We start from the raw sequence: 16,062 nt of genomic DNA, 5'->3' as shown, positions 1-16,062 counted from the left end.
TTATCCGATATTGATAAACATATAATCAGACTGGGCCAAAATGACCCAAAAACGCTTGTATGAAGGGCCATAAAGACACATTGCATAACATCTTGATATTACATATAAGAATGATGCGCACAGGATAAACTTTGTGCTTTTTGGCACAAAGAGCTTACCTGCAAAGACCATCAGGATGCACGATACAACGTATAACTACACTATATTGCTAAATATATAAAACTGGCCCGTTCTTTGCCTAATGCATAACAATACAATGCTGCCAAGGAAGAACGCCGTACATAAGCTTTTCGCCTGCATATGACAGGCTCCTTGCAACACAGTAAACGATGCTGTGGTGCAGGGTGAGACACGACTGTGTCTTTTTTAAGCGAACTTAATATGCTTCTTTGTGCATATGAAACTAATAAAGGGCCGCTGCTCCACCGGAGTCTCATAACCATGATGAAAGCCATCCCCGTTCAGGAAGCTGTAGGCACCGTGCTCTGCCACGATCTTACCCGAATTGTTCCGGGCGAATACAAAGGCCGCGCCTTTAAAAAGGGCCATGTAATCACCGAAGAGGACATCCCCGACCTGTTAAACATAGGTAAAGAACACCTGTACGTGCTCTCGCTGGGCGACACACACATTCATGAAGACGAAGCAGCCCTGCGCATTGCCACCGCGGCAGCAGGCTCCGGCATCACCCTGTCCGACTGTAGTGAAGGCCGGATCAACTTCATTGCCGAACCCGGTCTGCTGCAGATCAACACACAGGCGCTGGCTGCCATTAACAGCGTGCCAGAAGTGGTGCTGGCAACCATGCATTCCAACCAGCACATTCCCAGCTCCCGCCCTGTTGCAGGCACGCGCATTGTACCGCTGGTCATTGAACGTGAACGCATAGAAGAAGTTGAAGCTATCTGTGCCCAGCATGGACCTGTTGTTCAGGTGGCCCCTCTGCAACACTTCAAAGTAGGCGCGGTGACCACCGGCAACGAGATTCTGCATGGCCGCATCAAAGATAAATTCGGCCCTGTCATGCGCAAAAAATTTGCCGCTCTCGGCTCGTCCGTCATGGGGCAGACTTTTGTGGGCGATGATCCCGCCGCTACCCGCGCATCCATCCTGCAATTTGTGGATGAAGGTGCAGACATGGTGGTGGTCACGGGCGGCATGAGTGTGGACCCCGACGATCAGACTCCGGCCAGCATCAGGTCCACCGGTGCGGAGGTGGTGACATACGGTTCACCCACATTCCCCGGTGTGATGTTCATGCTGGCATACATTGGCGATGTGCCGGTTCTCGGCCTGCCGGGCTGCGTAATGTACTACCGCGCGAGTATTTTTGACATCGTCGTGCCGCGCCTGCTGGCAAAACAGAAAGTCACCCGCGACGATATTGCCGCCTTTGCCCACGGCGGCTTTTGTGCGCAATGCGAACCGTGCCGTTTTCCGGTGTGCCCATTCGGCAAGACTGATTGATTGCAACCTGCACCACTAACGTTCTCACAGGACGTATGGATACACAGACACAGTGCTCTGGCTGCCGCTTATGCACGGCATCAGGTCACATTAATCCGCAAGGAGGATCGCGATGATCAAACGTTCGCTCATGGTTAACGGAGCGCCCCGCATGGCAATTGTCAAGCCGGACGCAACACTTGCTACCTATCTGCGCGAAAGTCTGGGGCTTACCAGCGTTAAGATCGGTTGTGGAACCGGTCAATGCGGCAGCTGCAGCGTTATCGTGGACGGAAAAGTTATCCGTTCGTGCAGCTACAAGATGAGCCGTCTTGCAGACGGTGCCGCAGTCACCACGCTGGAAGGCGTCGGCACCCCCGACAACCTGCACCCGCTGCAGGTTGCATGGCTCGCGCACGGCGGCGCACAGTGCGGCTTCTGCTCGCCCGGCTTCATTGTTTCCGCCAAGGCTCTGCTTGACCAGAACACTTCGCCCTCCCGCGAAGAAGTACGTGACTGGTTCCAGAAACACCGCAACGCCTGCCGCTGCACCGGCTACAAGCCGCTGGTAGACGCCGTTATGGACGCTGCCGCTGTCCTGCGCGGTGACATGAAGGTAAACGAGCTGCTGTTCAAAATCCCTGAAGACGGCCGTATCTTCGGCTCCAAGTACCCCCGCCCCACCGGCGTTGCCAAAGTTACCGGCACGCTTGATTACGGTGCGGACCTCGGCATCAAGATGCCCGAAGGCACCCTGCGCCTTGCACTGGTGCAGGCAGAAGCTTCTCACGCTCGCATTCTCGGCATCGACACCTCCGAGGCCGAAAAAATGCCCGGCGTGGTCAAGGTTGTCACCCATAAGGACATCAAGGGTAAAAACCGCATCACCGGTCTTATCACCTTCCCCACCAACAAAGGTGACGGCTGGGACCGCCCCATCCTGTGTGACGAAAAAGTATACCAGTACGGCGACGCCATCGCCATTGTCTGCGCAGACACCGAAGAACACGCCAAGGCTGCTGCCGAAAAGGTAAAAGTGGATCTGGAAGTGCTGCCAGCATACATGAGCGCCCCCGAAGCCATGGCTGATGACGCCATGGAAATTCACCCCGGCACCCCCAACGTGTACTTTGAACAGAACATCGTTAAGGGTGACGAAACCGCTCCTATCTTTGACAAAGCCGATGTTGTGGCAGAGGGCGACTTCTACGTAGGTCGTCAACCGCATATGCCCATCGAACCGGACGTAGGCTTTGCGTACTTCAACGAAGACGGCAAGCTGTGCATCCATTCCAAGTCCATCGGCCTGCACCTGCATATGTTCATGATCGCCCCCGGTCTCGGCATCGAGCCCGACAACATGATCATGGTGCAGAACCCCACCGGCGGTACCTTCGGCTACAAGTTCAGCCCCACTATGGAAGCTCTGGTCGGTGCGGCCTGCATCGCCACGGGCCAGCCCGTATACCTGAACTACACATGGTACCAGCAACAGACTTACACGGGTAAGCGTTCGCCGTTCTTCATGAACGTCCGCTTTGCCGCTGACAAGGAAGGCAAGCTGCTGGGTATGGAAACCGACTGGTCCGTTGACCACGGTCCCTACTCCGAGTTCGGCGACCTTCTGACCCTGCGCGGTGCCCAGTTCATCGGTGCCGGCTATGAAATCAACAACATCCGCGGTCAGGGCCGTACCGTCTGCACCAACCACGCATGGGGTTCTGCATTCCGCGGTTACGGCTCGCCCCAGAGTGAGTTCGCCTCTGAAGTGCTTATGGATATGCTGGCCGAAAAGCTGGGCATGGACCCGCTGGAACTGCGTTACAAAAACGCCTACCGTCCCGGCTCCACCACCCCCACCGGTCAGGCCCCCGAAGTGTACAGCCTGCCTGACATGCTGGACACCCTGCGGCCCATCTACAAAGCAGCCAAGGAAAAAGCGGCCAAAAACAGCACCGCCGAAGTCAAACGCGGCGTAGGTATGTCTCTGGGCGTATACGGCTGCGGCCTTGACGGCCCCGACACTGCGGAAGTGAACGTAGAGCTGAACGCGGACAACACCGTGACCGTGTACACCACATGGCACGACCATGGTCAGGGTGCCGACATCGGCGCACAGACCACCGCTCATGAAGCGCTGCGCCCTGCCGGATTCAAGCCTGAAGCCGTCAAGGTTGTGCTTAACGATACCGAGTTCTGCCCCAACGGCGGCCCCGCCGGCGGCAGCCGTTCTCAGGTTGTTGTAGGTCGCGCCATCAAGGCTGCGTGTGAACTGCTGCTGGGAGGTATGCGCAAAGGCGATGGTTCCTTCCGCACCTATCAGGAAATGGTGGATGAAAAAATCTCCACCAAATACAACGGCAAGTGGTCTGCACCCTGCACCGACTGCGACACCAACGGTCAGGGCAATCCCTTTGCCGTATACATGTACGGTCTCTTCCTTGCCGAAGTGGCAGTAGAAATCGCCACCGGTAAGACCACGGTAGAAAAAATGACCATGGTTGCCGACGTAGGTAAGGTTGTGAACAAACTGGCCGTTGACGGCCAGATGTACGGCGGCGTTGCTCAGGCCATCGGTCTGGCACTTACCGAAGACTTCGAGGACATCAAGAAGCACTCCACCATGGTTGGTGCAGGTTTCCCCTACATCAAGCAGATTCCTGACGAGATGGATATCATCTACCACGAATCTCCGCGTCCCGAAGGTCCCTTCGGCGCAGCAGGCGTAGGCGAACTGCCGCTTACCTGCCCGCACGCAGCCGTCATCAACGGCATCTACAATGCCTGCGGTGTGCGCATCACCCGTCTGCCGGCGCTGCCGGAAAAGGTGCTTGCAGGCCTTAAGGGCAAAGCATAGCGTACTAAACAGTCATAAAGGCGGCACCCTTGCGGTTCTCCCCACAGGGGTATGCAGGGTGCCGCCCTGTTTTACAACGCGTGCGCCGCATGGTGCATGCGTACGACTTTTCAGGGGGCCATAGAGTATGGATCAGGCCGAACTGCGCCGCTGGGAAGCACGATGCACTCAGGAGGAGCCGCCGCGCTGCCGCGCTGCCTGCCCGTTGCATCTGGATGTCAAAGAATTCTGCACCCGCATGGCCGAAGGCAAAGTGGAACAGGCATGGGCAACCCTATGCCGCACCCTGCCGCTGCCACGCGTACTTGCCCGTATATGCGATGCCCCGTGCCGCGGGGCCTGCATCCGGTCAGAGGCAGGCGGAGCCATTGAGGTTGGTGCTCTGGAACATGCCTGTGCAACATATGCCGCCAAAATGCTGCGCATCATGCCCGTGCCCCCGCGGGGCAAGCAGGCTGCCGTCATAGGATGCGACCTTGCGGCCCTTACCGCTGCATGGGACATGTCCAAAAAAGGCGTCAGCGTGACCATCTATTCGGCGCAGCCTCTTACTCAGGCTCTTGAGGGCCTTTTTTTGCCCATCGGCAATGCCGGAGGTCTGGCAGAACATCTTGCCGCCGAGCTGGAAACACTGAACAAGCTGGGCGTGCAGATATCAGATGTGCCCCGGCTTGACGCGGAACTGCTTCAGCGCTGTATTGATACCCACGGGGCCGTGTTTGTTGCCCCCCAAGCCTACCCTGCGCTGATGCAAAGCCAGCCGGAACCGGATGAAATTACGCTGGGCACCGCCATACATGGTGTATTTGCAGCAGCACCTCTGCCTCCCGCCACACCAGAGGCAGACGGCGCATCCGCCATTTTTACCGCCGCAGCAGGACGCCGCGCCGCATCATCAATTGCACGCCTGCACGAAGGCGCATCGCTTGCCGCCGGACGTGAACGCGAAGGCGTTTATGAAACAAAGCTGTTTACCAGCCTTGCCACAGTAACGCCTCAGCCACCTGTTGCAATTCCTGCCACAGGATACACCGCGGAAGAAGCCGGAAACGAAGCCGCCCGCTGCCTGCGCTGCGAATGTATGGAATGCGTCAAGCACTGTGCATATCTTCAGGAATACGGCAGCTACCCCAAACAGTATGCACGCCGCATTTATAATAACGAATCCATTGTCATGGGGACGCGGCAAGCCAATACCATGATTAACTCGTGCATGCAGTGCGGGCTGTGCGCCACCTTGTGCCCCAACGATTTTGACATGGGCGCATTGTGTGATGATGCGCGCAAAAGCATGGTACGACGCGGCAAAATGCCACCTTCGGCGCATGACTTTGCCCTGCGCGATATGGAATTTGCAAACAGCAGCCATTGTACCTTTGCAAGCCATGCACCGGATTCCGACCATAGCTCATGGGTATTTTTCCCCGGCTGCCAGCTTTCGGCATCGGACCCTGACAGCATCCCCCGCGCATGGAACTGGCTGCGAAGCAACCTGCCCGCAGCAAAGGACGCCCCCGAAAACAGCAGTGTGGGCCTGCTGCTGCGCTGCTGCGGAGCTCCGGCACAATGGTCCGGTCGTCTCCAGCTTACAGCAGAAACAGTACAGGCACTGCAAAAAGACTGGGAAGCGCTGGGAGCGCCTTTCATCGTCGCAGCCTGTCCTTCCTGCGTGGAAATGCTGAAACAACACCTGCCGCAAGCCACGATAACCACCATATGGGAACAGGCCGCCGCCATCAGCCAGAACAATCCTGATTGCCTGAAACCGGCAGACAACAATGGTGAATCGACGGTGGTTCTGCACGATCCGTGCGGTACCCGCGAGAACCAGCCGCTTCGCAAAGCGGTACGCAGCCTGCTGCACCGGTGCGGCCTTACGGTGCTTGAACCGGAGCTGACAGGCGAAACAACAGAATGCTGCGGCTTCGGCGGACTGGCGGCAAACGCCAATCCGCAACTGGGCAAAAAGATAACGCAGGGTCGGGCGGAGCGGCTCGGTGCAAAAGGGGCAGACAGCGCAATCCCGTCAGAATCCGGAACGGGCAGTAACGCTGAAGCCGGTACAATATCCAATCCCCTTGCGGCAGATGCCGTCACCTACTGTGCCATGTGCCGCGACAGGCTGGCTTCCGGCGGAAAGCGTATAGCCCACCTGCTGGACATCCTGCTGCCTGCATCATCAGGTACAACGTCCATTGCCGCTGCGCCGCTACAGGGCACTGCCAAGCTTCCTTTTGCCTCTGCCGATACTCCGGCTCTTGCACCCTGCTGTGACGGAGCTTTTGCCGCAGCAGCGCGAATTGCCCCTACTCTTTCTGCACGTCATGAAAACAGGGCACGGCTTCGCGAGCACCTGATGACAACCCTTCGGGCACAGACAGAATCGGCCCCGCCGCCGGAAGTGGCACTGACCGTACACTATACCCCGGAAGCCGCCCGTCACATGGAAGAACGGCGCATTCTGGATACTGATGTACGCAAAGTGCTGTTGCACGCTGTTGAGCATAGCGCATGGATTACAGACACCAGCCATCCGCAGCAACACAGGCTGGCAATGCTGCGACCGGTCGTTGTCAGTTACTGGGTTGAATTCACGCAGGATGATGACGGCAAATTTACCGTGCACAACGTCTGGAGCCACCGCATGCGCATCCGCACAGCCAACGGGAGAGTGCCGTTATGAGCACAATGAAAGTACTGGATAAAGATTATTCATGCTGGGTCTGCGCCCGTTGCAATGAGCCGCTGCAACCGGCCCCCGTAGAGCTGGAATACATGGAAAGCCTGTTCAACGTGGAGCTGCCCACATGTACCGGCTGCGGTTTTGTACTGATTCCTGAAGACCTTGCCTTAGGTAAAATGGCAGACGTGGAAAGTCTGCTGGAGGATAAGTGACCCGCAGAACCATGCCGTATGCCACTGCAACAGGCTTTGATTGCAGGGCCAGCAACCGGACTACCCGTCCGGCAGATTCGATGCAGACACCTGATGCATTTTTGCGTGCCTGCGCAGACTGCGGCATTGCCGATGCAACCACAGCACAGAACCAGCAGGGATTTGATCTGTCTGAAATAGAAAATGGACAGCCCTCATACGCCGCAACAGAAGCCATGATTGCCAATACGCTGGCTGCCACAACCACGGCGACAACAAAAAACGCCTGTGCCGAAGCTCCCACGAAGACGTCCGCAACCGGCACAAACAAAGCCACCGGCAACTTCGCTACCGAGGCAATGCAACACACCAAAGCCACGCCCTGCACCGCCGGCTCCGGCTGTGCAATACAGCAGGACAAGGAGCGCATAGACTCCGCCATACCATTATGGGCACGCCCTGCCATGCGGCAGGCATCTGCACAGACATGGCGCCCCGGAGGTCTGGAACTTACAGACAGAGCCGCAGAGCTGGCAGGGCTTCGATCCGGCTGGCGCGTACTGGATGTCGGCTGCGGTTGCGGGACTTCAGTGCTGCATCTGCGCCGCCGCTATGGTGCAAAAGCAACGGGTATGGACTTACTGGCAGGTTGTTCGTCGCATGGGTTGGTGCCGGAAAGACCACACACACCGGCAGAAACTTGCGACAGCAATGATGCCCTCCCCTCATGTGATGCAGGCAGAACGGCCGGAGCAAGCTACATAGTTACCCGAGAATCTGCGGAGAGCACCAGCCTTGCAAGCTCCGATGCGGCTGCCTCAGACTGCGCACATGATAACGCAAGCGCCGCCTCCGCGGATAATGCGTCGGGCAAGGATAGATGCAGATCTTCTGAAATAAGCGGAAAAGCCCGACCACAACAGCTGGTTCCGCTGGTACGGGCCGATGCCATGCAACTGCCGTTTGTGCCTGCATCGTTCGATATGCTTATCAGTGAATGTGTGACATCGTTGTTGCCTGATGTTCCTGCTGCGTTACGCGGATTTCACTCGCTGCTGCGTAAAGGGGGCTTTCTGGCGCTTTCCGACCTGTACCTGCAAACAGGCGAGGCATCCCCTTTACCCGCAGGTTCGTGTCTCAACTGGAACGCGACTAAGGCCGGCGTCATCGCCATGCTGGAGCAGGCAGGCTTTCGTGTACAGGTCTTTGAAGATCACAGCGCAAAGCTGGGTGAACTTGCCGCCAGACTCATTTTTGCGGGCGAGTCTCCCTGCATTCTTGCCGGAGACCGCACGTCATGTGCCCGTCATGGCGAAAAAGACACTTCACCCCCGCCGCAACGGGCCAAGGCCGGCTATTTTCTGCTCATTGCGCAGGCATAATGTTCTGCCGCCACTTAAAGGAAAACCACCATGCTTGATGATACTTCTCTTACCATGATGCGCCTTGCCGGACAGGGCTATTGCTGCAGCCAGATTATCCTTCTGCTGGCGCTGGAAGGCATGGGCCGCGAAAACCCCGACCTTGTTCGCGCCGCAGCCGGACTATGCCACGGCGGAGGCAGCTGCGACGGGCCTTGCGGTATTGTGACAGGCGGCAACTGTCTGCTGGCGTTGTACACGGCAAAAGGCCACGACAATGATCAGGCGGACGAACGCCTGCCCATGCTTATAGAAGAATTCGGCGACTGGTTTACAGAAACCACAGTTCAATACGGCGGTATTTCCTGTGGCGACATTACCGGCGGAGAATGTCGTACGCCCGATATGAGTCGCTGCGGAACACTGATTGCCACCGCATATGCACGGCTGATGGAAATTCTGGATGAAAACGGCATAGATCCGGCAACAGGAAAGGACGAATAACTCCCCATGTCTGAAGTTCACATTCAGGAAGCTTTTACCACGCTGCTTTGCGCAGATACCCGCCAAAGCTTGTGCCCTGTATGCCTGAAGCGCATTGCCGCACGTCACGAGGCAGATGGCGACACCATTATGCTTGTAAAACGCTGCCCGCAGCATGGGGAATTCCGTACGCCTGTCTGGCGGGGCGAGCCTGCCATGCAAAACTGGAAAAAGCCCAAACTGCCCACGCCGCCCGCTCCGCACGGCACCACGCGCAAGGGGTGTCCCTTTGATTGCGGATTATGCCCCGAACATAACCAGCACACCTGCACAGTGCTTTTTGAAGTTACCTCTCGCTGCAACCTGCGCTGCCGGTTCTGCTTCGCCTCTGCGGGAGAAGAGGCCCCCCCCCCCGATCCTGCGCTGGACGAGCTGCAAGCCCTGATGGATGCGGTACGCCCGCAGACAGGGCCATGCAACGTGCAAATTTCCGGCGGCGAACCGACCATGCGCGAAGACCTGCCGGACATCATCCGCATGGCGAAAGAACGCTTTCCGTTTGTACAGATCAACACTAACGGGCTGCACATTGCCCAACACCCGCAGCTTGCCCGTCAGCTGGCAGAAGCAGGGCTCGATTCCGCATTTCTGCAATTCGACGGCACCAGCGACGATATATACAAAACACTGCGCGGTGCGCCGCTGCTGCAGCAAAAGCTGGATGCCATCCGCCTGATGGGAGAAGCCGGTATAGGCGTTGTGCTGGTACCCACCGTTGTGCCAGCGGTAAACGATCATAACCTCGGAGAAATCCTTAAACTGGGGGCAAAGCATTCTCCTGTCGTACGCGGAGTGCACTTTCAGCCCGTAAGCCACTTCGGCCGCTATCCCGTGCAGGCTGAAGGGAATATTTCCATAACAAGGCAAGAGGGCTCCATGCAGGAGCCACCGCACACGGCGCGCATCACGCTGCCTGAAATCATGCGCAACCTTGAGACACAGACAAACCGCCTTGTCACCACGCAGGACTTTCTGCCCCCTGGTTGCGAACATTCGATGTGCTCCTTCCACGCCAACTACATGATCCGCAAAGACGGCACATTTCAGCGGCTTTCCGTGCAACGCTCCGGCTGCGACTGCAAACCGCAGCCAGCCAGCAAAGGAGCTGACGCAGCCAAAGCTTTCGTCAAACGCCAATGGGCCGCAGCACCATTGCAGCAAGCACAGGGAACACAAGCGCCAGAGAAATCCCCCCCCGCATTGCAACAGCCTCATAACGAAGATACCAGCCAGCCGGAACCGCTGAACGATCTGGACCGTTTTTTACAACGGGCAGCCACGCATACTTTCGCGGTTTCGGCCATGGCTTTTCAAGACGTGTGGAATATAGACCTTGAGCGAGTACGCGGATGCTGCATTCATGTGGCAGCCCCTGACGGCAGGCTGGTACCCTTCTGCGCATGGAACTGCACCAGCGCATCAGGCAAGGCGTTGCATAGAGATTCACACGACCGCCTTGCAACACCATAACCATGCAGAACATCGAAACCGCAAAAGCAAGCACAACCAAAGGGTTACGGTCGCAGCTTCATGTGCAGGCCATGTGTCCGTATCCGCAACACCCGTCCGGAAAAAAACGCAAGATTCCGGCTCCACAATCTGATAACGGTTGTCAGAAATATTGCACAGGGCAGCGCAGCCGAAGCGGCACCCCTGAAAGGCAATGCCGGTACGACGGAATCTACCGGCACAAAGGCTGATACAGAAACAAAAACGATAACTACACTGGCCGGATATACACATATTCCGGCAAGGTCACGGAACAATGGCACAGCAGGGCACAACACCATGAACAACACTGTAAACATACCGACCGGAGTTTTCACACTGGATGGTCTGACTGCCCGTAATATGGGACTTTCTTGTCCGGCAGCATTCAGCCCCGCGCAGCATGATCCGCTCCTGCATCAGTTGCTCACCCCTCAGCACATTGCTACGTGGCAGTTTGAACAACTGCGACGAATTGTTGCCACAGCCAGAAAACACAGTTCATACTACCGGCACAGCCTGCGCAAAGTCGAACCTGATATGCTGCAGGCGCGCGAAAATCTGCCCTTACTTCCCTTTACCGAACCACATGCGCTACGAAATGACCCCATGAGCCTGCTGTGCACCTCTCAGGACGAAGTGGCAAGGGTGGTAACCCTCAGCACATCCGGCACATCCGGCAATCCCAAACGTCTGTTCTTTTCACAGACCGATCTGGATGCCACGGTAGAATTTTTCACATGGGGTATGCAAAGCGTAGGCAATGCGGGTGACACTGTTATGGCTTTGCTACCGGACGAACGCCCATCAAGCGTGGGCAGGCTGCTGGCAACAGCGCTGGAAAACGCCAGAATGCGACCTGTCAGCGGCATACTGACGCATGGCGGGGCGGCACTGGCACGCCAGGCCTATGCCGAAGGAGTCCGCGTTATAGTGGGTTCCCCCGCGCATGTGCGCCATCTTGCCATGGCGTGGCTTGCTGCAGAGCTGCCCAAGGACGCCATTCACACGGTATTACTCTGCTGGGATACTGTGCCGGAAACAGTGGCAGGGCTTATCCGCCACGCGTTCGGCTGCAGAGTGCTTACACACTGGGGCATGACAGAAACCGGCCTCGGCGGTGCCTTAAGCTGCGGCGATGAAGGTATGCACCTGCGCGAAGCAGACCTGCTGGCAGAAATTATTGACCCGCAGACAGGGACTCCGCTACCGGACGGTAACGAAGGAGAACTGGTCATAACGACATTACGCCGTACAGCCATGCCGCTTATCCGCTACCGCACGGGCGACCTGGCTACCATTTTGCCCGATGCCTGCTCATGCGGCAGCCCTCTGCGCCGCATCCGCAGCGGCAAAGGCAGAATTCATGGCGCAAAACAGCTACCTTCAGGCGAGCTTCTTTATCCGGCAGACCTTGATAATATACTGCTGCCGCTCCCGCATCTGTATGACTACACCGCACGGTGGAACCCCCAGCTTGGCGCACCGCTGCATATTTCGCTCTGGCCCGACCCGCAACGTCCTGCTGACTCCCTGATGCTGGAAAAGCAGGCGGCATCAGCGCTTGCGGCCTCGCCCCTGCTGGAGCCGCTGGCAAAAGCACAGGGCATCACATTACAAATTGAAGGGCCTGTCAGTCAGGCAAACTTCACAAAACGCCGCATATTCAGCTCCCTGCACGCATCAACGCCACCACTCAACGGAGATATCGACCATGAACACGCTGTTTAGTGCCGCCTGCCGCCTGCTCCGGCAAGGCGAACATATTGTTTTTGTGACAATCGCTCTGCAATCCGGCTCAACTCCCCGTGAAAGCGGCGCTAAAATGATTGTCCGTCAGGATGGCAGCATCATGGGTACCGTCGGCGGCGGGCTGGTAGAGGCGCAATGCATGGTACTGGGGCAGAAGCTGCTTAACGGCATCTATGCACCGGAAAAAGAAACGCCGGAAGCTGCCGCTGAAATCGCGGTTGTAAAAAACTTTGACCTGACCAATGAAGAAGCAGCCAAAGCCGCCATGGTATGCGGCGGCAGGCTGACAGTGGTGGCCCAGCGCATCAGTCCCGATGCACAGGGGCACACAGCGGGGCTTAGCGGCGCTGCCGCGCTGGAGGCCGTGCACGAATGTCTGTCTCAGGGTGTTGCCTGCGGGCTTTCCACGGAACTGACACAGCTGACACCTCTGGATACAACCGTTACGCCGGATGCCACTGAAACCTGTTTTGCCGTAGAAGGATATTTTGTTACTCCGCTTTCCAGCAGCCCCAATGCAATAACCTCGGCCAAGCTGCAATGCAGCGATTCTTCCTGCCGGTTTGTCGAGCAATTTTCACCGCAGCCACGCATGATAATTTTCGGGGCAGGCCACGTGGCCCAGCCCACAGCGCATCTTGCCGCAATGACAGGTTTTGCAGTTACCGTGCTGGACGACAGGCCGGAATTTGCCAACGAACAACGTTTTCCCGAAGCAAAAAACATTGTTCTGCCGGACTTTGAGCACTCTTTTGCAGACCTGACCATCACCCCGCAATGTTACATCGTCATCATGACACGCGGGCATCTGCACGACAAAACCGTACTTGAACAGGCACTGCAGACTCCTGCGACATATATAGGCATGATAGGCAGCAGGCGTAAGCGGGATACACTGTACGAGCGTATGCGCAACGAAGGAGTAACGGACGAAGCCATTGCGCGCTGCCATTGCCCCATCGGGCTGGACATAGGCGGGCAGACGCCGGAAGAAATCGCCGTCAGCATAATGGCCGAAGTCATCCGCCACCGTGCGCAGAACAGCTGAAACCAGCATCCGGAAACGCTATACCTGACATGACTACGGACAGCACAGACGACACTACAGGCCCCCGCAAAAAAGGCCCGCAACACGGCAAAACGACATCTGCCGGACATAAGCAGCACAACGCGGGCAAATGCAGGGGCAGAAGTCCCAGACAGAAGTTTGTCATCAGTCCGCATGACGCGGACATAGCAGATGCCTTGTCGCCGCTCCGGATAGGTGCTGTGATCCTTGCCGCCGGTGAAGCTTCGCGCATGGGCCGGTGCAAAGCCACTCTGCCCATTGGCGAAACCACGGTACTGGACCTTGTGTCCTGCGCTCTTGCAGCAGGAACAAACGCCCCTGTCGTGGTGGTTACAGGGTTTCATAAAACCGAAGTGACCGCAGAAGCGCACAGGCTCGGCCTTGAAACCGTACACAACAGTAACGCCGCGGAAGGCATGTTTTCCTCAGTCGTTGCGGGAATCCGTACCATCCTGCCCCATGTGGATGCCGCCTTCATTCTGCCGGTGGATACGCCGCTTGTCAGACCTTCCACGTGCAGACTGCTGGCGCGGCATTTTGCCGTCCACCGCCATGGCGTAACATTACCCGTGCTCAGCAGGCAGGATACGGTAACAGGGCACCCGCCGCTGCTGCGGGCTGACATACTGCAACAAGCACTGAACCATGACGGTGCAGGCGGTCTGCGCACCGTGCTGGACCGCGCCGGAGAGTACGGCACCGTTACACGGCTGCCTGTGGCAGATGAAGGCTGCCTGTCAGATATGGACACCCCGCAGGCGTACAAAAGCGTGCTGGCTGCCTATGCAGCACGCCACGTGCCTACCACGGCGGAAATCGAAGCTCTTTTTTCCATTGCGGGTACACCGGATAATGTCCGCAGGCACGGCAAGCGCGTGGCGGAAGCAGCATCCATCTGGGCTGCACATTTGCAGGGAGCCAACAACAGCACAAACCAAGGTAACGGGCACATATGTCCAGAGCCGTACTCCCACGACCCTCACGATACATCGCACACCGCAGGCTCATCTGAAGCCTGCTCCCCTATGCCCCAATACAACCAAAGCAACGAGATGCCCGATCGTCCGTCAGCAGCACAGTCTGAACCTCTTTCCGACCTACCTCAGGACGGGTTTTTGCCCCCGCTGCCTTCTAACCATTCAGACACGCAGGTGTTATCGTCCAGGCAAGTACAAACGGACAGTCAGGTACAACCGGATACACAGAAACAGCCAGACAGGCAGGCACAGGCGACCAGACAGACGCAAGCGATTAGGCAGACGCAGGCGATCAGGCAGGTGAATCATTCCGCCGCAATCAGAGATGAAGCAAAGGACGACACGCAGCCAGGTCATCCTGCACAAAGCAGTCAACAGCAGGCCCGCCACTGCGCTACTAACTACCATGGCGTGGAGGCTACAGCCCCAGACATAGACCTTGTCGCCGCCGCCGGAACCCTCCACGACATTCTTAAGGGGTACAAACGGCACGAAGAGGCCGCCGGAGAGTTGCTGCGCAGCTATGGCTTTGATAACGTTGCCCACATTGTGGCAGCGCATCGGGATATTGATCCGGCCACGGTCAGCTGCCTGTCCGAACGCGAACTGATTATGCTGGCAGACAAGTACATCCGCGGCACTTCGCTTGTGCGCATGGAAGAACGCTTTGACGAACGAATCAGAGAATGGACGCACGACCCGCAAGCCGTCCGCGATATTTCAGGCCGCAAACAGCGGGCATTAATACTGCGCTTAATGCTTGATGACGCGCTGGGATGTGACAGCTTCGCCCTTCTGCAAAAGGAATTTTCATGAACGGACGCATAGCCTTTTTCCGCCATGCCGCCACCTCCGGCGGTACCGGCAGAGCTATTGGCCGCACCCATGTGCCCTTATCGCCACAAGGGTTGTTACAGGCACAAGGCATAGCAACGGCATTCGGATACGAACTGGAATCAGACCCGCCTGATGCAGCCATACGTTCCCCCAAAGCAACCTGCCATGCAATGCACGCGGATACAGCACAAAGCCCGCTACCCGTGGCTGCACTATACTCCAGCCCTGCTGTACGGGCTCGGCAGACTCTGGCCCCTCTTTGCAGCGTCATGAACGACGAACCTGCCACCGTATTACCCGAACTCGACGAAATTGATCTGGGGCGTTGGGAGGGAATGCACTTTGACGCCATTAAAGAACTGTACCCCGACCAATACACCGAACGCGGAAAAAATATTGCGGCCTTCCGCCCGCCCCAAGGGGAAAGCTTTATGGATGTGCAGGCCCGTATGCGTCAAGCACTGGCCCGGGTCTCACTTGGGCCGTTTCCTGCTGTCGCTGTTACCCATGCGGGCTGGCTGCGCACTCTGCTTTGTTACATGACCGGCACCCCGCTGGATGACCTTTTCCGGTTTTCTCCGCCGTATGCCTGTGCCGTGGTACTGGAACTGGATACAGGTATCCCGTCCATGCTGGGGTATAATCTGCGCGCACATGAAGTTGCAGAACTTCTGAGACACTAATGAGTTACCTCATCATTCCACCGCCAGCAGCCTCTTTATTTGAAGATGTCACACGATTGTAACATTTCAGCCACACATCAAACGCCTTTTTGTGGCATGTAATATATCCCCTTATTGCAAACGGCCAGCCACCAAAGGGACTGCATCATCCCCGGCTGGCCGTTTTTCTTATATC

General features: G+C 57.1%; 11 protein-coding genes. All 11 read left to right on the top strand.

The genetic code is table 11. From position 1 onward, the window contains the following. The first annotated feature begins 441 nt into the window (after nucleotides 1–441). The 11 genes from ACK5LI_RS10580 to ACK5LI_RS10530 all read left to right on the top strand — a co-directional run bounded on the left by ACK5LI_RS10580 (nucleotide 442) and on the right by ACK5LI_RS10530 (nucleotide 15,887). Nucleotides 442–1,467: a molybdopterin-binding protein gene (locus tag ACK5LI_RS10580; RefSeq protein ID WP_416949046.1), complete on the top strand. Its 1,026-nt coding sequence runs from the start codon at nucleotides 442–444 to the stop codon at nucleotides 1,465–1,467. A 112-nt stretch (nucleotides 1,468–1,579) separates the two neighbouring features. Further along, nucleotides 1,580–4,303, top strand: coding sequence for a molybdopterin-dependent aldehyde oxidoreductase (locus tag ACK5LI_RS10575; RefSeq protein WP_416949044.1), 2,724 nt, complete (start codon nucleotides 1,580–1,582; stop codon nucleotides 4,301–4,303). Nucleotides 4,304–4,430: 127 nt separating this feature from the next. Next, nucleotides 4,431–6,986 (top strand): pyridine nucleotide-disulfide oxidoreductase/dicluster-binding protein, encoded by a 2,556-nt coding sequence (locus ACK5LI_RS10570; RefSeq protein ID WP_416949042.1) that lies wholly within the window; start codon nucleotides 4,431–4,433, stop codon nucleotides 6,984–6,986. After that, the gene (locus tag ACK5LI_RS10565; RefSeq protein ID WP_416949040.1) at nucleotides 6,983–7,198 is read left to right on the top strand and encodes a DVU_1557 family redox protein; all 216 of its coding nucleotides are present in this window, start codon (nucleotides 6,983–6,985) and stop codon (nucleotides 7,196–7,198) included. The genes ACK5LI_RS10570 and ACK5LI_RS10565 overlap by 4 nt, the downstream gene beginning before the upstream one ends. After that, nucleotides 7,195–8,559: a class I SAM-dependent methyltransferase gene (locus tag ACK5LI_RS10560; protein ID WP_416949038.1), complete on the top strand. Its 1,365-nt coding sequence runs from the start codon at nucleotides 7,195–7,197 to the stop codon at nucleotides 8,557–8,559. Before ACK5LI_RS10565 ends, ACK5LI_RS10560 begins: the two co-directional genes overlap by 4 nt. Nucleotides 8,560–8,589: 30 nt before the next feature. Beyond that, nucleotides 8,590–9,042, top strand: a complete 453-nt coding sequence (locus tag ACK5LI_RS10555) for a DVU_1555 family C-GCAxxG-C-C protein (protein WP_416949036.1) — start codon at nucleotides 8,590–8,592, stop codon at nucleotides 9,040–9,042. 6 nt (nucleotides 9,043–9,048) lie between these two features. Beyond that, nucleotides 9,049–10,551, top strand: a complete 1,503-nt coding sequence (trsS, locus tag ACK5LI_RS10550; protein ID WP_416949034.1) for a radical SAM (seleno)protein TrsS — start codon at nucleotides 9,049–9,051, stop codon at nucleotides 10,549–10,551. A gap of 318 nt (nucleotides 10,552–10,869) precedes the next feature. Next, entirely contained in the window at nucleotides 10,870–12,300 is a 1,431-nt protein-coding gene (locus ACK5LI_RS10545) for a DVU_1553 family AMP-dependent CoA ligase (RefSeq protein ID WP_416949032.1), read from the top strand. Beyond that, nucleotides 12,284–13,369 carry an XdhC family aldehyde oxidoreductase maturation factor gene (locus tag ACK5LI_RS10540; RefSeq protein WP_416949030.1) on the top strand — a complete coding sequence of 362 codons (1,086 nt, stop codon included), beginning with the start codon at nucleotides 12,284–12,286 and terminating at the stop codon, nucleotides 13,367–13,369. The genes ACK5LI_RS10545 and ACK5LI_RS10540 overlap by 17 nt, the downstream gene beginning before the upstream one ends. Before the next feature lie 29 nt (nucleotides 13,370–13,398). Then, nucleotides 13,399–15,183 (top strand): NTP transferase domain-containing protein, encoded by a 1,785-nt coding sequence (locus ACK5LI_RS10535; protein WP_416949028.1) that lies wholly within the window; start codon nucleotides 13,399–13,401, stop codon nucleotides 15,181–15,183. Next, complete coding sequence (locus ACK5LI_RS10530; protein WP_416949026.1) at nucleotides 15,180–15,887, top strand: histidine phosphatase family protein; 708 nt, start codon at nucleotides 15,180–15,182, stop codon at nucleotides 15,885–15,887. Before ACK5LI_RS10535 ends, ACK5LI_RS10530 begins: the two co-directional genes overlap by 4 nt. Nucleotides 15,888–16,062: the final 175 nt, after the last annotated feature.

The sequence above is a fragment of the Oleidesulfovibrio sp. genome (assembly GCF_047973035.1).
Lineage (GTDB): Bacteria > Desulfobacterota > Desulfovibrionia > Desulfovibrionales > Desulfovibrionaceae > Oleidesulfovibrio.
The sequence above is the reverse complement of the archived record's forward strand: the minus strand, read 5'-3'. Positions and strand labels throughout refer to the sequence as shown.